At 66.6% G+C, this 18,172-nt stretch carries 15 protein-coding genes; 9 read left to right on the top strand and 6 right to left on the bottom strand.

Annotated features, from left to right (window positions below; genetic code table 11):
• Nucleotides 1-2 precede the first annotated feature (2 nt).
• The 3 genes from Q1A36_RS07790 to Q1A36_RS07780 all read left to right on the top strand — a co-directional run bounded on the left by Q1A36_RS07790 (nucleotide 3) and on the right by Q1A36_RS07780 (nucleotide 2,647).
• Nucleotides 3-812: a transglutaminase family protein gene (locus Q1A36_RS07790; RefSeq protein ID WP_299841687.1), complete on the top strand. Its 810-nt coding sequence runs from the start codon at nucleotides 3-5 to the stop codon at nucleotides 810-812.
• Between the two features lie 84 nt (nucleotides 813-896).
• The gene (locus tag Q1A36_RS07785; protein WP_299841685.1) at nucleotides 897-2,159 is read left to right on the top strand and encodes a SulP family inorganic anion transporter; all 1,263 of its coding nucleotides are present in this window, start codon (nucleotides 897-899) and stop codon (nucleotides 2,157-2,159) included.
• Nucleotides 2,160-2,164: 5 nt separating this feature from the next.
• Nucleotides 2,165-2,647 (top strand): GNAT family N-acetyltransferase, encoded by a 483-nt coding sequence (locus Q1A36_RS07780; RefSeq protein ID WP_299841684.1) that lies wholly within the window; start codon nucleotides 2,165-2,167, stop codon nucleotides 2,645-2,647.
• A 9-nt stretch (nucleotides 2,648-2,656) separates the two neighbouring features.
• Here the strand turns inward: Q1A36_RS07780 and Q1A36_RS07775 are convergent, their stop codons facing one another.
• On the bottom strand, nucleotides 2,657-4,624 hold the full coding sequence (locus Q1A36_RS07775) for a bifunctional 2',3'-cyclic-nucleotide 2'-phosphodiesterase/3'-nucleotidase (protein WP_299842265.1): 1,968 nt from the start codon (nucleotides 4,622-4,624) through the stop codon (nucleotides 2,657-2,659).
• 47 nt (nucleotides 4,625-4,671) lie between these two features.
• Here Q1A36_RS07775 and speB point away from each other — a divergent pair, with 47 nt between their 5' ends.
• Nucleotides 4,672-5,706: an agmatinase gene (gene speB, locus Q1A36_RS07770; RefSeq protein ID WP_299841681.1), complete on the top strand. Its 1,035-nt coding sequence runs from the start codon at nucleotides 4,672-4,674 to the stop codon at nucleotides 5,704-5,706.
• 107 nt (nucleotides 5,707-5,813) lie between these two features.
• Complete coding sequence (locus Q1A36_RS07765; protein ID WP_101753351.1) at nucleotides 5,814-6,542, top strand: peptidase; 729 nt, start codon at nucleotides 5,814-5,816, stop codon at nucleotides 6,540-6,542.
• A gap of 34 nt (nucleotides 6,543-6,576) precedes the next feature.
• Here the strand turns inward: Q1A36_RS07765 and Q1A36_RS07760 are convergent, their stop codons facing one another.
• Entirely contained in the window at nucleotides 6,577-7,569 is a 993-nt protein-coding gene (locus Q1A36_RS07760) for a purine nucleoside permease (protein WP_299841678.1), read from the bottom strand.
• 100 nt (nucleotides 7,570-7,669) lie between these two features.
• Here Q1A36_RS07760 and Q1A36_RS07755 point away from each other — a divergent pair, with 100 nt between their 5' ends.
• On the top strand, nucleotides 7,670-8,956 hold the full coding sequence (locus tag Q1A36_RS07755) for an MFS transporter (protein ID WP_299841676.1): 1,287 nt from the start codon (nucleotides 7,670-7,672) through the stop codon (nucleotides 8,954-8,956).
• Between the two features lie 28 nt (nucleotides 8,957-8,984).
• Nucleotides 8,985-11,264: an NADP-dependent malic enzyme gene (locus Q1A36_RS07750; protein WP_299841674.1), complete on the top strand. Its 2,280-nt coding sequence runs from the start codon at nucleotides 8,985-8,987 to the stop codon at nucleotides 11,262-11,264.
• A 6-nt stretch (nucleotides 11,265-11,270) separates the two neighbouring features.
• Here the strand turns inward: Q1A36_RS07750 and Q1A36_RS07745 are convergent, their stop codons facing one another.
• The 3 genes from Q1A36_RS07745 to Q1A36_RS07735 are packed head-to-tail and all read right to left on the bottom strand — an operon-like array spanning nucleotide 11,271 to nucleotide 14,633.
• Nucleotides 11,271-12,101 (bottom strand): hypothetical protein, encoded by an 831-nt coding sequence (locus Q1A36_RS07745; protein ID WP_299841672.1) that lies wholly within the window; start codon nucleotides 12,099-12,101, stop codon nucleotides 11,271-11,273.
• Complete coding sequence (locus Q1A36_RS07740; RefSeq protein WP_299842263.1) at nucleotides 12,098-13,000, bottom strand: rhodanese-related sulfurtransferase; 903 nt, start codon at nucleotides 12,998-13,000, stop codon at nucleotides 12,098-12,100. Before Q1A36_RS07740 ends, Q1A36_RS07745 begins: the two co-directional genes overlap by 4 nt.
• Nucleotides 13,001-13,043: 43 nt before the next feature.
• The gene (locus Q1A36_RS07735) at nucleotides 13,044-14,633 is read right to left on the bottom strand and encodes a DASS family sodium-coupled anion symporter (protein WP_299841670.1); all 1,590 of its coding nucleotides are present in this window, start codon (nucleotides 14,631-14,633) and stop codon (nucleotides 13,044-13,046) included.
• 181 nt (nucleotides 14,634-14,814) lie between these two features.
• Between Q1A36_RS07735 and pncA the strand changes: the two genes are divergently transcribed.
• Nucleotides 14,815-15,411, top strand: coding sequence for a bifunctional nicotinamidase/pyrazinamidase (gene pncA, locus Q1A36_RS07730; protein WP_299841668.1), 597 nt, complete (start codon nucleotides 14,815-14,817; stop codon nucleotides 15,409-15,411).
• An 11-nt stretch (nucleotides 15,412-15,422) separates the two neighbouring features.
• Nucleotides 15,423-16,715: a nicotinate phosphoribosyltransferase gene (gene pncB / locus Q1A36_RS07725; protein ID WP_299842260.1), complete on the top strand. Its 1,293-nt coding sequence runs from the start codon at nucleotides 15,423-15,425 to the stop codon at nucleotides 16,713-16,715.
• Here pncB and Q1A36_RS07720 read toward each other — a convergent pair.
• Complete coding sequence (locus Q1A36_RS07720; protein WP_299841666.1) at nucleotides 16,712-18,157, bottom strand: inorganic phosphate transporter; 1,446 nt, start codon at nucleotides 18,155-18,157, stop codon at nucleotides 16,712-16,714. The genes pncB and Q1A36_RS07720 overlap by 4 nt on opposite strands.
• Nucleotides 18,158-18,172 lie beyond the last annotated feature (15 nt).

Genomic DNA, 18,172 nt, shown 5'->3' with positions numbered 1-18,172 from the left:
CCATGAGACTGCAAATTCTGCATGAAACCGTCTATGGCTATGATCAGCCGATCCGCAACCTGGTGCAGAGCCTGCGCCTGACGCCCACGGTCTTCGAGGGGCAGAAGACGCATGAATGGTCGATCGACGTGACCGGCGGCATGCGCGGGCCCGGCTTTCGCGACGGCGCCGGCGACTGGATAGAGGGCTGGACGGTGCGCGGCCCGGTCGAGGAGATCGCCGTGCGGGTCTCGGGTCGCATCGACACGCGCGACACGGCGGGGGTCCTGCGCGGCCATCGCGAGCAGATCCACCCGCTCGCCTATCTGCGTGACACCAAGCCCACCCGTGTCGATGACGGGCTGCGCGCGCTGGCGGGGTCTGTCACCTCGGCCGCCGATCACCTCGATCTCGCGCATCAGCTGTCTGCTGCCGTCGGCGCGGCGATCCGCTATACCAATGGCGTCACCGAGTCCCTGACCACCGCCGCCGAGGCGCTGGCCCTGGGCGAGGGGGTCTGTCAGGACCACGCCCATGCGCTGATCGCCGTGGCGCGGGAACGTGACCTGCCGGCGCGCTATGTCTCGGGCTATCTGCATTCGACCGAGGACGGGCAAAGCCATGACGCCGCCCATGCCTGGGCCGAGATCTTTGTCGAGGGTCTGGGCTGGGTCGGTTTCGACGCCGCCAACCATTGCTGCCCGGACGAGCGTTATGTGCGGCTGGCTTCGGGGCTGGACGCGCAGGATGCCGCGCCGATCCGGGGCGTCGCCATGGGCATGGCAACCGAGAAGCTGGCCGTGGCGGTGCGGGTCGAGGAGATCGAGCAGTAGCGCAGTCCCGGGCGCGGCCGCTGCGACGAGATGTCCGAAATCTCTGCTTGAGTTGCGGCCCGTCGCGGCGCGATCAATAGGGCCATGAAGCCCAAGATCCTGACCACCTTGCCCGGCTATACGCGCGCGGGGTTTCTGGCCGATCTCGCCGCCGGGATCACCGTGGCGATGGTCGCCATGCCGCTGAGCATCGCCATTGCCATCGCCTCAGGGGCCGAGCCGGCGACCGGGCTGGTCACGGCGATCGTGGCGGGCTTCCTGGTCTCGGCCCTTGGCGGCAGCCGGGTGCAGATCGGCGGCCCGACCGGGGCCTTCATCGTCGTGGTCTATGGCGTCATTGCCGAGCATGGTCAGGACGGGTTGGTCATCGCCACCTTCATGGCCGGGATCATCCTGTTGATCGCCGGGCGCCTGCGCGCCGGGCGGCTGATCGCGCTGGTGCCCGAGCCGGTGATCAATGGCTTCACTATCGGCATCGCCATCATCATCGCCACCAGCCAGATCAAGGACCTGTTGGGAATGGCCATCGCGCATGAGCCGGCGGATGTCATCGAGAAGATCCCGGCCCTGTGGCAGGCACGCGAGACGATCAGCCCGGCCAGCCTTGCCATCGGGCTGGCGACAATGGCTGGCGTCATCGCCCTGCGCCGCGCCTTTCCGCGCCTGCCGGGGCTGATCCTTGCGGTCGGCGCGGCCTCGGCGCTGGTGGCGCTGCTGAACCTGCCGGTGAACAGCATCGGTTCGCGCTTTGGCGCCTTGCCCTCGGGCCTGTCGATGCCGGCGCTGCCCGACCTCAGCTATCACCGGATGATCGAACTGCTGCCCTCTGCGCTGGTCATCGCCTTTCTGGCAGGGGTGGAGTCGCTCCTCTCGGCCATCGTCGCCGACCGGATGATCGGCGGGGCGCATCGGCCTAATGCCGAGCTGGTGGCGCAGGGCGCGGCCAATCTGGGTTCGGCGCTGTTCGGGGGTCTGCCGGCCACCGGGGCCATCGCGCGTACGGCCACCAATGTGTGCGCGGGCGGGCGGACGCCGGTGGCAGGCATGGTCCATGCGCTCACGATCCTCGTGGTGATGCTGGTCGCCGCGCCCTTGGCCGGTTATCTCGCCATGCCGGCGCTGGCCGGGCTTCTCATTCTGACCGCCTGGAACATGAGCGAGCCGCATCGCTGGGGCGAATACCTGCGCGCCCGGCCATCGGACCGCTTCCTCATGGCGCTGACGCTGGTGCTGACGGTCTTGACCGATCTGGCGCTGGCCATCGGTGTCGGGGTTGGCGTCGGCCTCGCCTTGCGTATGCTGAGGCGCGATGTTCCCCCTGCCGACTGGCAGCCGCCCGAAAGGTGATCCCGATGCTCATCCGACCGCTGGACCCGGCAGCCGACCTGCCGCTGGTCGCGGGTTTCTATGCCGAGGCCCCGGACTACTGGCTTCTGGCCGAGGGCGTCCTGCCCGGCCCCGAGAAAGCGCGCGACTTCTTCACCGACTGCCCGCCCGGCTCCGATCCGGCTGCCGCGCACAGGCTGGGGCTGTTTCTGGATGATCGCCTGTCGGGGCTGGTGGAACTCTCTTTCGGTTTCCCCGAGCCAGAGGACGCCTATCTGGGCCTGATGATCCTCGGCCCCTGGGCGCAAGGCGGCGGGCATGGCGCGCGGGCGCTGGCCCATGTCGAGGCGCTGGCCCGGCAGGCGGGCTGCCCGCGCCTTTATCTGGGCGTGCTGGGCCGCAATCCGCGTGGGTGGGCCTTCTGGCAGCGCGAAGGCTTTGCACCAACGGGCGTCAGCCGTGTGACCGATCAGGGCGACAGGGTTCACCGGATGATGAAGACGCTGTAATCCGCCGCGTCAGAGCGTGATCCGATACCGCGCAAACCCGTCCGCGCCATCTCCCGCCGCCTCGATGGTGAGGCCCTTGACCTGATCAAGATAATCCGCCGCCTTCGGCCCGGTGTCGAACAGCACCGTCGCGCCATTCAGCGGCGCGAAGCTCCAGTTGCCATCCGCCGCCGGGTCGATGGTCCCCTGATCGACGATATAGCGCACAATGATGTCGCGGTTGGTGTCCGGCCCCTCGAAGACGATGGTGCTGCCGTCATTGCCGGGGAAGGTGCCGCCCCCGCCCGCGCGGTAATTGTTCGTCGCCACGATGAACTCCGCCGCCGGGTTGATGGGATTGCCGCCGAAGCTCAGCCCGACGATGCGGTTGGCGTCGGGGTTCGTCAGCACCCCCTCGCTGTCGAATTTCGACGGCTGCGACAGGTCGATCTGATAGCTGACCCCGTCGATCACTTCGAAATTGTAGCTGGGGAAATCCGGGTTCAGCAGGATCTGATCGGCTTCGCCCGGCGTGATCTGGTTGAACATGCCGGCGCTGCGTTCCAGCCAGTCCTTGACCTCTGCCCCGGTGATCTTCACCGCGCGGATGGTGTTCGGATAGAGGTAGAGGTCCGCCACGTTCTTGATGGCAATGTCACCCGTCGGCACATCGGTATAGTATTCCGGACCACCCCGCCCGCCGGCCTTGAAGGGCGCCCCAGCCGAAAGGATCGGCAGGCCCGCATTCGCCGTGTCCTCCATCATCTGGGCGATATACCAGGTCTGGGCATTGGTGACGATCTGGACGCTCGGATCATCGGCCACCAGCGCGAAATAGCTGTAAAGCGGGGCCGTGGTCTTGCCGACGGCGCGGCGGATGTAATCCAGCGTCGCCTCGTGCTCGGCTTTCACGCTGTCCTCGACCGCGACGACGCTTTCGACCAGTGGAACGATGCTGCGATCCTCCTTGCGTTCGAAGATCGGCCGCGCCTCGACCGTGTGTCCGGCGATTTTCCACGCCTCGCCCTCGCGTTCCAGCAAGAGGTCGATCAGCCCCATATGGCTGCCCCAGAAACCGGCCATGACGGCAGGCTTGCCGTTCAGGGTGCCGGCCTGGATATCCGCACCCTCGATGCCCTCGTAGTCCGGGCCGGGGAAGACCAGATGCTGATGCCCGGTCAGCACCACGTCGATGCCCTCGACCCCGGCCAGCGCCAGCGCCGCATTCTCGGCATCGGGCTCAAGCGGCAGCGGATCGATGCCGGTATGGGCCAGCGCGATCACCAGATCGACGCCCTCGGCCCGGAGTTTCGGCACCCAGGCCTCGGCCGCCTCGACCATGCCGCGCGCGGTGACGTTGCCCTCCAGATGCTTGCGGTCCCATTGCATGATCTGCGGCGGCACGAAGCCGATGAGGCCGATGCGGATCGGATGGGTCGCGCCCGCGCCATCGGTCAGGTCGCGCTCCAGCACCGCATAGGGCGGGATCAGCGTGGCGTCCTGATCGGCGGTCTCGCCCGCGACCGTCGCCACATTGCAGCAGATGATCGGGAAATTGGCCCCCGACAGGGTGTTCTTCAGGAAGGTCAGGCCATAGTTGAATTCGTGGTTCCCCAGCGTGCCGCCCTCGACGCCGACCGTGTTCATCGCGGTGACGATCGGGTGCATCTCGCCCTGCGCCATGCCGCGCTCATAGGCGATGTAATCGCCAAGCGGGTTGCCCTGCAGGAAGTCGCCATTGTCCAGAAGGATCGAGTTGGTGGCCTCGGCCCGCACGCCGGCGACCAGTGCCGCCGTGCGGGCAAGGCCAAGCGTGTCGACCGGCTTGTCGGCGTAATAGTCATAGGGCCAGACATGCACATGCAGGTCCGTGGTTTCCATGATCCGCAGATGCGCCTGCCCCGCCTGCGCCCGGGCCGAGAAGGGGTGCAGCACGACAAGCCCGGCGGCGGCGACCGAGGTTGACAGGAAGCCGCGGCGGGTGATGGTTGGGGTCATGGGCATCGTCTGCTCCTGCGCATTGGGGATGAGGGAAGGCTAGCATCATGTGGTCCGAAGACAAGCTGAAGGCCCTCAGGGCGCAATTTGCCGAAGGCGCGGGCGGTGACATTGCCGACCCGGATTTCGCCCGCATCGCCAAGCTGATCTTCAAGGATGGCGACCGGCGACGCGCGCCCTATGCCGGGCTGCCGACCTTTCTGGATGCGCCGATTCAGGACGGCGATCCCTCGGGCCTGCAAGTGGCGATCTATGGCATGCCGATGGATCTGGCGGTGACGAACCGCAACGGCGCGCGCTTTGGGCCGCGTGCGCTGCGCGCCATCGAGCGGGTCGGCCCCTATAACGACGCGCTTGGCACCGCGCCGGTGCACGAGATGGCGGTGGCCGATATCGGTGACGTGCCCTTCCGCTCGCGCTTTGACCTGCACCAGAGCCTCGATGACATCACCGCTTTCGTCGACCGCATCCTTGCCGCCGGGGCCTTGCCGCTTGGCGTCGGGGGCGATCATTCGGTCAGCCATGCGGTCCTGCGCGCCGTCGGGCGCGACCGGCCGGTGGGCATGATCCATATCGACGCCCATTGCGACACCGGCGGCAGCTACGAGGGTGAGAAGTTCCACCATGGCGGTCCCTTCCGCAATGCGGTGCTGGATGGCGTGCTGGACCCCGAGCGCACCATCCAGATCGGCATCCGCGGCGCCTCGGGCTATGTGTGGGAGTTTTCCTATGCCTCGGGTATGACCGTGGTGCATGGCCGCGAGGTCTCCGAAGACCGCATCCCCGAGATCATCGCGCAGGCCCGCGCGGTCGCGGGCGACGGGCCGGTCTATGTCAGCTTCGACATCGACAGCCTCGATCCGGCCTATGCGCCCGGTACCGGCACGCCCGAGATCGGCGGGCTGTCGACCCGCGAGGCGCTGGCGATCCTGCGCGGTCTGAAGGGGCTGAACATCGTCGGCGGCGACGTGGTCGAGGTGGCACCCGCCTATGACGCCACCAACAACACCGCCCATGCCGGGGCGCAGATGCTGTTCGAGATCCTGTCGCTGATGCAGTTCAGCCCGGCGCTGAAGGGGTGAGCCCTAGACATTTGGTCACGGCGGAAACGCGCGTTCCTCGCAATGATTGCGGCCCGCGTCCCGTGAACATATGATGCCCGGCGACACTTGGACTGGACGATGGACGAATGACCTATTGCGTGGGGCTGAAACTGAATGCGGGGCTGGTGCTCTTGTCGGATACGCGCACCAATGCCGGGCTCGACAACATCGCCATCTATCGCAAGATGTTCTTCTTCGAAAACCCCGGCGAGCGCGTCATTGCCATCATGACCGCCGGTTCGCTGTCGGTGACGCAGACCACGCTGGCGCGGCTGCACGAGGCCATCGATGACGAGATGGCCGACGAGACCACCTCGATCCTGAAGGCGCCCACCATGCTGCAGGTGGCCTCGATGATCGGCGACTGCCTGGCCCGGACCCGGCGCGAGATTTCCGACCAGCTGCGCGATCTGAGCCAGCATCAGGCCTCGGCCAGTTTCATCGTGGCCGGCCAACGCGCCGGCGGCGACATGCGGATGTTCCTGATCTACCCGGAAGGCAATTTCATCGAGGCGACCGAGGACACGCCATTCCTGCAGATCGGCGAACATAAATACGGCAAGCCGATCCTCGACCGGGTGGTAACGCCGGCGACCAGCCTTGCCGATGCGCAAAAGGCGGTGCTTCTGTCGATGGATTCGACTCTGCGGTCGAACCTGTCCGTGGGAATGCCGCTGGATCTGGCGATCATCGAAAAGGATGCCTGCGCCGTCAGCGCGAAACGGCGCATCCTTGACGGCGATCCCGATTTCGCCCGGATGAGCGTCGAATGGTCGAACGCGCTGCGCGACAGTTTCGTCAAGGTCTCGATTTAAGAGGGCGCGGCCGGAACCGCGCCCGCCCGCAGGATCACTTGGCCGGGACGCCCGCCGCCCAATCATCCCAATGCGCCACCATGTCATCGACCACCGCCGCGCCGACGGCATGGATGTTCTGCAGAGTCTCGTCAAAGCCTCCTGCCGTCTCGCCCGGTGCCGGGTCCAGATGCGCCAGCGTGGTCTCGTTCGGGTTGCCCTGATCGAAATTCACCGCGCCGCGCAGGCTGAGGATGCGCTCAGTCCCGTGCAGCCGACCGATGACCTGCGCCAGCGCCGCCGCCTCCATTTCGGTGATGACGTAATCATCCGCCTCGTAGAGCTTGGCGATATACTGTGCCTCGTCCGACAGGCCCGGCCCGTGGAAGAAGGTATCGCCGGTCATATGCGTGCCGACCCCGACACTCGGCGCGGCCAGCGCGGCCGCATCGGGATAGCGCAGGCGATAGGCCTTGGCGTCCTCGGAATCGACCAGCGTGACGGTGCTGCTCAGCTCCATCGCGCGGGCGGTCAGCGCCGGGTCAAGCTGGAACAGCCGCACCGCCTCATAGCCCTTGCGCGGCATGAACAGCGGATCGCCCTCGGGCACCTCGCCCTCGGCCCACCGATGGCCAAGGTCGTAGTCGACCAGCCAGCTTCCCCAGAAGACCGAGCCGATGGTCCCGCGCGAGGGCGGCGTGCCGGCCACCCCGGTCAGCAGGTAATAGCTTTGCGAGAAATCGAAGGCCGGGTTCAGCAGGATCGCCATCATCGAGGCCGAGGAGGCGACCTTGCCCATGCCCAGCACCGCACCGCAGACGCCATCATCGTTGCAATAGACCGGCTGCGCCGCGCCGGTGACTTCGATCGGTGTGGCGTCGGACCAGTAATCGTCGAACCAGTACTGGAACTCGCCCGCGCGGTCGCCGGTCATCTCGCCGATCTCGAACATCGAGCCGACGAAAACCTTGACCTTCACCGGCTCGGCCTGGGCAAGGGCGGGCAGGGTCGCAAGGGCGGTCAGCAGGGCGGCGCGCAAGACGGGCATGGTTCTCTCCTTGATTTGCCCCAGATAGGGCGCGGTGCGGCGGATTGTCCAGTTGCCGCAGGTGCTTGCCTGTGCCGGCGCGCCGGGCCAAGGTCGCGCCATGACCGCGCTTGCCCGTTTCATCGCCGCCACCGGACTTGCCAATTTTGGCGATGGCATCGCCATCGTCGCCTGGGGCTGGATTGCCACGCAGCTGACCCGCGATCCGCTGCTGATCGCGCTGGTGCCGGTGGCGCTGAAGGCGCCGTGGTTTGTCTTCTCGCTGCCCGCCGGGATCATCGTCGACCGCTTTGACCGCCGTCGGCTGATCCTTGCGGCCGATACGCTGCGGGCTTTGGCCTATGCCGGGGCCGGGCTGGCGATCTGGGCGGCGCTGCCCTTTGACGAACCGCCGTTGCACGGCACCGACCGTCCGCTGATCTTCGCGCTGGTGGCAGGTGCCGCGATCACCGTGGGCATTGCCGAGGTGCTGCGGGACAATGCCGCCCAGACCATGCTGCCGACGCTGGTCCCCGAACAGGACCTCGAGCGCGCCAATGGCCGGTTGTGGTCGGTCGAGTTCGTGATGAACAATTTCGTCGGCACGGCGGCGGCGGGCCTGCTGCTGGGCCTGTCGCTGGCCCTGCCCTTTGGCGTCAATGCGGCGGCGCTGGCCCTGTCGGTGGCGCTGGTGGCGGGGCTGAAGGGCGATTTCCGCGCTGAAATCGAGGCCAAGACACCCGCGACACGCAACTGGCGGGCGGAACTGCGCGAGGGCGTGGCCTATCTTCTGGGCCAGCCGATCCTGCGCAATCTGGCGATCCTGACCGGTCTGTTCAATTTTTCCTTCGAGGCGATGATGGTCACGCTGGTCCTCTTGGTGCAGGAACGGCTGCAACTTGGCCCGCTGGCGATCTCGGCGATCATGGCGGCGGGCGGTGTGGGTGGTGTGCTTGCGGGGCTGGTCAATCACCGCGTCGTCAATTGGCTAGGCCGATCCCGCGTATTGCAGATCACTATGGCGGCCGCGATGGTATTTCCGCTGACCGTGCTGTTCGCGGCAAGCGGCGTGCCCGGCCTCATCCTGATCTGCCTCGGGTTCTTTGTCAGCGAGTTTGGCGGAGTATTGTGGAATACCGTCTCGGTCAGCTATCGCCAGCGCCATATCCCGCGCCGGCTGCTGGGCCGGGTCAATTCCGCCTATCGCCTTTTCGCCATCGGCATGGCGCCTTTGGGCATGTTTTCCGCGGGTTTGCTGACCCGGGGGGTCAGCGAATCGGTGGGCCGCCAGCCCGCACTGTTAGCGCCTTACATATTGGGATTGTTGATCTTTGCCCTGACGACGATGGTCTTCTGGCGCTTCCTTGGCCGCGCCTTTCCCGTTGAGCCAGACGATCAGCCGCGCTAGTCAGACCTGAGGCAAGGGGACCACTGACATGAGCGAGAAGAAATCCGTCCGGGCGCGCATCACGCCGGAAGAGGCGCTGGCCTATCACATGGAGCCGCGACCGGGGAAATACGACATCGTCGCCTCGACGCCCATGACCACGCAGCGCGACCTGAGCCTTGCCTATTCGCCCGGCGTCGCGGTGCCGGTGCAGGCCATCGCCGACCGGCCCGAGACCGCCTATGACTATACCGTCAAGGGCAACATGGTCGCCGTCATCTCGAACGGCACCGCCATTCTGGGCATGGGCAATCTGGGCGCGCTGGCCTCGAAACCGGTGATGGAGGGCAAGGCGGTGCTGTTCAAGCGCTTTGCCGATGTAAACGCCATCGATATCGAACTGGACAGCGAGGACCCCGAAGAGATCATCAATGCCGTCCGGCTGATGGGTCCGACCTTCGGCGGGATCAATCTGGAAGACATCAAGGCGCCCGAATGCTTCATTATCGAGCAGCGCCTGAAAGAGATCATGGATATCCCCGTCTTCCATGACGACCAGCACGGCACGGCGGTGATCTGCGCCGCCGGCCTCATCAATGCGCTGGAGATGTCCGGGAAGAAGATCGAAGATGTGCGGATCGTCCTGAACGGCGCCGGGGCTGCCGGCATTGCCTGTCTGGAACTGCTGAAATCCATGGGCGCGCGGCATGACAATTGCATCATGTGCGACACCAAGGGCGTGATCTACCAGGGCCGTAGCGAGGGCATGAACCAGTGGAAATCGGCCCATGCCGTCGCCACCGACCTGCGCACGCTGGAGGAGGCCATGCGCGGGGCGGATGTGTTCCTTGGGGTCTCTGCCAAGGGCGCGGTGACGCAGACGATGGTGGAAAGCATGGCCGACAACCCGGTGATCTTCGCCATGGCGAACCCCGATCCCGAGATCACCCCCGAGGATGCCCATGCGGTTCGCCCCGACGCCATCGTCGCCACCGGCCGCAGCGATTACCCCAATCAGGTGAACAACGTTCTGGGCTTTCCCTACCTGTTCCGGGGCGCGCTCGACATCCATGCCCGCGCCATCAATGACGAGATGAAGATCGCCTGCGCCCGCGCCTTGGCCGAACTCGCGCGCGAGGATGTGCCCGACGAGGTCGCCGTGGCCTATGGCCGCAAGCTGCGCTTTGGCCGCGATTACATCATCCCGACGCCCTTCGACCCCCGGCTGATCCATGTCGTCCCGCCCGCCGTGGCGCAGGCGGGGATGGAGACCGGCGTCGCCCGGCGGCCGATCATCGACATGGCGGGCTATGTCCAGTCGCTGAAGAACCGGATGGACCCGACCGCCTCGATCCTGCAGGGCATCCATGCCCGGGCAAGGCAGAAACAGGCGCGGATGATCTTTGCCGAGGGCGATGATCCGCGCGTGCTGCGCGCCGCCGTGGCCTGGCAGCGGGGCGGCATGGGTCAGGCGCTGGTCGTCGGGCGCGAATCCGACGTGAAGGAAAAGCTGGAAACGGCTGGCCTCGGCGATGCGGTGCGCGAGATCGCCGTGGTCAATGCCAGCAATACCAAGCATCTCGACGCCTATCACGCGCATCTCTATGCCCGGTTGCAGCGGCAGGGCGTGGACCGCGAGGATGCCCACAAGATGGCCAACCGCGACCGCCATGTCTTTGCCGCGCTGATGCTGGCCCATGGCCATGGCGATGGGCTGGTCACGGGCGCCACGCGCAAATCGGCGCATGTGCTGGCCCAGATCAACCATGTGTTCGATGCCCGTCCGCAGGATGGCGCGGTCGGCGTGACGGCGGTGCTGCACAAGGGTCGCATCGTGCTGATCGGCGATACGCTGGTCCATGAATGGCCCGAGGCCGAGGATCTGGCCGATATCGCCACCCGCGGCGCCCATGTCGCGCGCGGTCTGGGGCTGGAGCCGCGCGTGGCCTTCCTGTCCTTCTCGAATTTCGGCTATCCGCTGAGCGAGCGCGCCATCAAGATGGCCGAGGCGCCCAAGGTGCTGGATGCCCGCAAGGTCGATTTCGAATATGAGGGCGAGATGACCGTGGACGTGGCCCTGAACCCCGAGGCCGCCGCACGCTATCCCTTCAGCCGCCTGACCGCGCCGGCCAATGTGCTGGTCGTCCCGGCGCGGCATTCGGCCTCGATCTCGGTCAAGCTGATGCAGGAGATGGCCGGGGCCACGGTGATCGGCCCGATCCTGACCGGCGTGCCGCAGCCGATCCAGATCTGCTCGACCAGTTCGACGGTGAACGACATCCTGAACATGGCCGCCATCGCGGCGGGCGGACTGGGACAGGTGAAGTAGCCCGGGTCAGCGCGGCGGCAGCGGCAATCCCGTTGCCGGCGCTGCCCGCGGATCGATCCCGTGACGTTCGGCCATCCGCGCCAGCCAGCTGCCCGGCGGCGGCAGGCCCTGCCAATGGGTGGCCAGCACCCGCTTGGTATAGCCGAAGATGTGGACCGACAGGGTTTCGGGTTGCAGGATCGCCGCATCGCTCAGGCCCGGCCGCCACAGTTTCGGCAGCGTTGCCGGCTCGACCGGATAGAAAACCGGGGCGGGCAGGGCGTGGCGGTCCTCGCCGGTCAGGCGCAGGGCATGGGCCAGGGGGCGCGGGCCGACATCGCCCCAGGGCAGATCCGCGGGGCCGAGCTTGCCCATCTTGCGCCGGCGTTCCACCCAGGCCGGCTCGGCCCAGGGCGCAACGATTTCCTCGGGCGCCAGAAACTCCGCGATCCAGTGCAGCGCCGGTGATGCCTGCGGCAGTGACAACACGCCCGGCAGGACAGTTCCGCTGCCATTCGCGCCAAAGACATGATCCGAGGGCAGATCGAAGGGACGGACACAATAGGCATCCAGATCGGCCCAGATCACCCGTTGGCTTTGCAGCAGGCGAAAGCGGAAGAGGTCGGACCAGACCGCGAGATCCTTGCGCGAGGGGCTGTCACCGATGAAACCGGGTTGCGGCAGGATCTCGGCGGCATCGCGGATGGGCGTGCCCTCGGGAATGCCGCCGATCGGATGGGCCAGATACAGCGTGTAGTCGCAGCCCAGATCGAGGTAGGAGCGGATCACCATCTGCTCGACGAAGGACAGGTCCTCGCCCGCCCAGAAGCCTGCGACGGGGTGGGACCAGCGGCTCATTCGCCGAAATGCGCCATCCCGCGCGACCGGGCGAGGTCCACCTGCTTCTGCCGTTCGCGGAAGCGGGCGCGGTCCGCCTCGCTGTATTCCCCGGCGCAGCGATGGCAAGCCACGCCTTCCTCGTAATCCGGGCGGGTCAGGTCCTCGGGGGCCAGCGGGCGGCGGCAGGCATGGCACAGAACATGCGGACCCTGCCGCAAGCCGTGGCCAAGGCTGACGCGCTGGTCGAAGACGAAACATTCGCCCTGCCACAGGCTCTCGGCCTCGGGCACCTCTTCCAGATATTTCAGAATGCCGCCCTTGAGGTGGAACACCTCTTCGACGCCCTGTCCGCGCAGGAAATTGGTGGATTTCTCGCAGCGGATGCCGCCGGTGCAGAACATGGCGATGCGCTTGCCCTCGAAGCGATGGGCATTGGCTTCCCACCACGCGGGGAAGTCGCGAAAACTCTGGGTGCCGGGATCGACGGCGCCCTGAAAGGTGCCGATCTGCACCTCGTAATCATTCCGGGTGTCGATCACTGCCACATCGGGCGCGGCGATGAGGGCGTTCCAGTCGGCGGCCTCGACATAATGGCCGGTGCCGGTCCGCGGATCGACCTGCGGCTGGCCCATGGTGACGATCTCGGATTTCAGCCGCACCTTCATCCGCCCAAAGGGCATCTCGGATGCTGTGCTTTCCTTCCACTCCAGCGCGGCGCAGCCGGGCAGGGCGCGGATCTGCGTCAGCGCCGCATCGATCCCCTCGCGGGTGCCGGCGATGGTGCCGTTGATCCCCTCGCGCGCCAAGAGCAGCGTGCCCCTGATACCCGCCGCCATGCAGGCATCAAGCAGTGGCGCGCGCAGCGCGGAAGGGTCGTCAAATCGGGTGAAGTGATAGAGGGCGGCGACGGTGAACATGGGCGGGGTCATTAGCGTGCAAGACCCCGCCCGGCAAGCTTTGTCAGAACACCAGACCCATCGCCCAGCTGCCGATCAGGTAGCAGAACATGGTGATCAGGATGATCCCGGTCAGGTTCAGGACAAAGCCGCCCCGCGCCATCTGACTGATCTTCACCACGCCCGAGCCGAAGACGATGGCATTGGGCGGCGTGCCCACCGGCAGCATGAAGGCGCAGGTGGCGGCGAAGGCGGCCGGGATCAGCAGCGTCATCGGGTCCGCGCCGATGCCCACCGCGACCCCGCCGAGGATCGGGATGAAGGTCGCCGCCGTGGCGGTGTTCGATGTGATCTCGGTCAGGAACAGGATTATCGTCACCACGGCCGCCACCAGCGCGATGGTCGTCAGCGCCTCGAGCCCCTGCACCTGCTGGCCGAACCAGCTGTCGAGCCCGGTCGAGGCCACCGCCGAGGCGAGGCTGAGACCGCCGCCGAACAGCAGAAGCACGCCCCAGGGCAAGCCATTCTCGGCATCCTTCCAGTCCAGCACCATGCGGTTGCGGCCCTGACCCGGCAGGATGAACAGCGCGATCCCGGCGGCGATGGCGATGGCGGTGTCATCCAGCCCGCCAAGGAAGCCGAGGCCGGGGATATTCGCCAGCAGGCCCGGCACGATCCACAGGAAGGCCGCGCCGCAGAACACCACCAGCACCATCTTCTCGCCCTGGCTCAGCGGGCCAAGTTTGGCGATCTCGTCATCGATCATCGCCCGGCCGCCCTGCACTTCGGGCAGATTGAAGCGATAGAGGATCTGGGTCATCAGCACCCAGGCGACCAGGATGAAGGTCAGGGCCAGCGGCACGCCGACCATCATCCATTCCAGAAAGCCAATCTCGCGGCCCAGTTCGTCCGCGGCATAGCCCGCGACGATGGCATTGGGCGGGCTGCCCAAGAGCGTCCCCAGCCCGCCGATGCTGGCCGACCAGGCGATCGACAGCACCAGGCAGACGCCAAAGGTGCGGGTATTCGGGTCGTCGACGATATCCGAGATCTTGTTGCCGGCCTGCAGCTGGTCGGCCACCTCAGCCCCTTGGCTGGTATGGCCGCGCTCGATCACCAGCGCGAGGATCGAGAGCGCGATGGGCAGCATCATCAGCGTGGTGGCGGTGTTCGACACCCACATGGACAGGAAGCCCGTGGCCAGCATCATCCCCAGCACGATCTGGCGCGGCTTCACCCCCACCTTACGCAGCGTCAGAAGCGCGATGCGGCGGTGCAGGTTCCATTTCTCCATGGCGATGGCGATCAGGAAGCCGCCGACGAACAGGAAGACGATGGAGCTGGCATAGGGCGCGGTTGATTCCGAGACCGTGCGCTCGGTCAGCATCGGGATCAGCACGATGGGCAGAAGCGAGGTCGCGGCCAGCGGGATCGCCTCGGTCATCCACCAGATCGCCATCAGCGTGCCGATGGCGGCAACAAAGCGCGCGTCGGGCGACAGTCCGTCCGAGGTGCCCAGAAGCAGCCAGACCGCGAAGGCCGCGATCAGCCCACCGATGCGCGCCCGCCAGATGAAGGTCCCCGATGGCGTGTTTGGATCATTGTCGTGATCGTCGAACTCGCCCTGTTGATGAAACTGCTCGTTCAAACTCATTCCCCCCGTTCCTTCTGCTAAAAACTCCCCTTCTCATCTGGTTACGCTAACGCGGTGAGTTGAATCGGTCTATCGATTATCGTGCGAGGCTTGCGCAGGGCCGGCGCCGCCTCAGGGCGGGGCGGCATTGACGGGGCCAAATCCAGCCCATACCCATTGAGTTAGCAGAGGGAGGCCAGCCATGGCAGATGCGCTGATCGTGATCGACCTGCAGAACGATTTCTGCCCCAGCGGCGCGCTGGCGGTGGCGGGGGGCGATGAGATCGTGGCCCCGATCAACGCTATGATGGGCGATTTCGATGCCGTGGTGCTGACGCAGGACTGGCATCCGGCGGATCACATGAGTTTTGCCGACAACCACCCGGGCGCCGCGCCCTTCAGCCTGACCCAGATGCCCTATGGCCCGCAGGTGCTGTGGCCGCGTCATTGCGTGCAGGGCAGCGACGGGGCGGAGTTTCATGCTGATCTTGTGGTGGACCGGGCCGACCTGATCCTGCGCAAGGGGTTCCGGCCCGAGATCGACAGCTACTCGGCCTTTTTCGAGAATGACCATGAAACCCCGACCGGACTTGCCGGTTATCTGACCGAGCGGGGGCTGACGCGCTTGACCTTTGTCGGCCTCGCCCATGATTTCTGCGTCGCCTGGAGCGCCATCGACGCGGCGAAGCTGGGCTTCTCGGTGCGGGTGATCGAGGCGGCGACGCGCGCCATCGATCTGGAAGGCAGCCGTGACAAGGCGCGGTCGGACATGAAGGCGGCAGGTGTGGAACTGGTATGAATAACGGACCGATCGTCGACATTGCCGCGCGGGTCTATAACCACAAATGGAAGATCGACCCGATCGTCCGCTCGCTGATCGATGATGATTTCTACAAGCTCTTGATGTGCCAGTCGGTGTTCCGTAACCGGCCAGATACCAACGTCACCTTCAGCCTGATCAACCGCACCAAGTCCATCCGCCTTGCCGAGTTGATCGACGAGGGCGAGCTGCGCGAGCAGCTGGACCATGTGCGCGGCCTGTCGCTGGCGCGGGGCGAAAGCACCTGGCTGCGCGGCAATACCTTCTACGGCAAGCGTCAGATGTTCCGCCCCGATTTCATGGAGTTCCTGGAGGGTCTGCGGCTGCCCGCCTATCATCTCGAAAAGCGCGACGGCCAGTACGAGCTGACCTTCGAGGGGCGCTGGCCCGAGGTGATGCTGTGGGAAATCCCGGCGCTGGCGATTCTGATGGAGCTGCGCTCGCGCGCCGTGCTGAAGGATATGGGCCGGTTCGAGCTTCAGGTGCTCTATGCCCGCGCCATGGCCCGGCTGTGGGAGAAGATCCAGACGCTGCGGGAATTGCCCGACCTGAAGATCGCCGATTTCGGTACCCGCCGCCGCCACAGCTTCCTGTGGCAGGACTGGGCGGTACAGGCGATGATCGAGGGCCTGGGCGACAGCTTCATCGGCACCTCGAACTGCCTGATCGCCATGCGCCGCGACATCGAGGCGATTGGCACCAATGCCCATGAACTGCCGATGGTGCGCGCCGCGCTGGCCGATAGCGACGAGGAACTGCGCCGCGCCCCCTACGAGGTTCTGGCCGACTGGCACGAAGAGCACGAGGGCAACCTGCGCATCATCCTGCCCGATACCTATGGCACCAAGGGCTTTCTCGACCACGCGCCCGACTGGCTGGCCGGCTGGACCGGCATCCGCATCGACAGCGGCGACCCGGCCGAGGGGGCCGAGACCGCCATCGCCTGGTGGAAATCGCGGGGCGAGGACCCGCGCGAGAAGCTGGTGATCTTCTCGGACGGGCTGGATGTGGACAAGATCTTCGAGTTGCACCACCAGTTCCACGGCCGGGTAAAGGTCAGCTTTGGCTGGGGCACGCTTCTGACCAATGATTTCCGCGGGCTCGTCCCGGGCGACGGGCTCGCGCCGTTCAGCTTGGTCTGCAAGGCGGTCAAGGCCGAGGGGCGGCCGACCGTCAAGCTGTCAGACAATCCGGCCAAGGCCATGGGACCGGCGGACGAGATCGAGCGCTACAAGCGGGTCTTCGGTGTTGGTCGGCAACAAGAGCAGGAAGTGGTGGTCTAACCGCCGATCAGGCCCTGGCTCAGCCACTGGATCACCGCTGACAGCAGCGCGGCGGCGGGAACCGTGACCAGCCATGCGGCGATGATCGAGGTCAGGTGGCTGCGGCGGACCAGCACCCGGCGGCGCACCTCGGCAGCCGGCAGGGCCTCGCGGCTTTTCCGGCGGCGGCGGTCGTGCCATTCGCGGAAGAAGCCGACCCCGAAGACGCCGCCCACGGCGATATGGGTGGTGCTGACCGGCAATCCCGCCAGCGATGCGCCCAGAACGGTGATCGCGGTGCCCGACGAGATGCAAAAGGCGCGGACCGGGTTCAGCCGGGTGATGCCGCTGCCAACCATCTCGACCAGCTTGCCGCCGAAGAGAACGGTGCCAAGCGCGATCCCCGCCCCCGCCGCCAGCAGCGCCACCACGGGCAGATCGCCCGCCTCAGCCGACAGCCGCGCGCCGTTCAGGATGACGGTCAGCGGCCCGGCGACATTGGCCGCGTCATTGGCGCCATGGGCAAAACCCATCAGCGCCGCCGAACAGAGTAGCGGCAGGCTGAACAGCTGCTTCAGCGCCAGCTTTTCCCGGCCTGCGCGGGCAATGCCCTCGGACAGCCGTGCCACGGCCCAGTATTGCACGGCGACGGTGGTGGCCACGGTGGCGATCAGCACCGGCAGCAGCGGCAGGCGCAGCAGCAGCAGGCCGAGATAGAGGACGAACAGCGCGGCCAGCGCGGCGATCAGCCCCGGCAGCCAGAGCCGGGCGGCGGCGATGCGGTCCGGGGCGTCGTTCACCTTGGCCCGGATCAGCGCCAGCAGCCCGGCGGCGATGGCGGCGGCGACCAGCGGGGCGGCGACCCAGCCGATGGCGATCGAGGCCACGCCCGACCAGACCAGCGCGCCCGGCCCATAGGCCAAGAGCCCGGCCCCGCCAATGGCGCCGACGATGGAATGGGTGGTGCTGACCGGCAGCCCGCGCCAGCTGGCAAAGCTGATCCAGATCGCCGCGCCCAGAAGCGCCGACAGCATCACCTGGTCGGCCCCCTGCAGCGCGCCGCCGGTCTCGGCCGAGGCATGGATGATCCCGCCCGAAATGCGCTCGGACACCGCGCCGCCGGCCAGCAGGGCGCCCAACACCTCGGCCAGGCCCACGATGATCAGCCCGGTGGCCAGCGGCACCGCGCCCGCGCCGACCGCCGGGCCAAGGGCGTTGGCCACGTCGTTCGAGCCGATGGACAGCGCCAGGTAGGCCGCCACGGCCATCGCCGCCGCGATCATCGCCAGATCGGGCCGTCCGCCATAGGCGCCGAGGGTCAGCAGAACCACCGCCGCGATGAAGATCAGCGCAGCGCCGATGGCCAGCACCGGCCGCGCCGCCTGAAGCTGCGCGATCTCGGCATTCGAGATGCGGTCCAGATCCTTGTCGAGGATGCGGAAATCGGTGCCCGGGCGCGCCATGGCTCAGGCCCCCGG

It is taken from the genome of uncultured Paracoccus sp., from assembly GCF_947487305.1.
GTDB lineage: Bacteria > Pseudomonadota > Alphaproteobacteria > Rhodobacterales > Rhodobacteraceae > Paracoccus.
The sequence above is the reverse complement of the archived record's forward strand: the minus strand, read 5'-3'. Positions and strand labels throughout refer to the sequence as shown.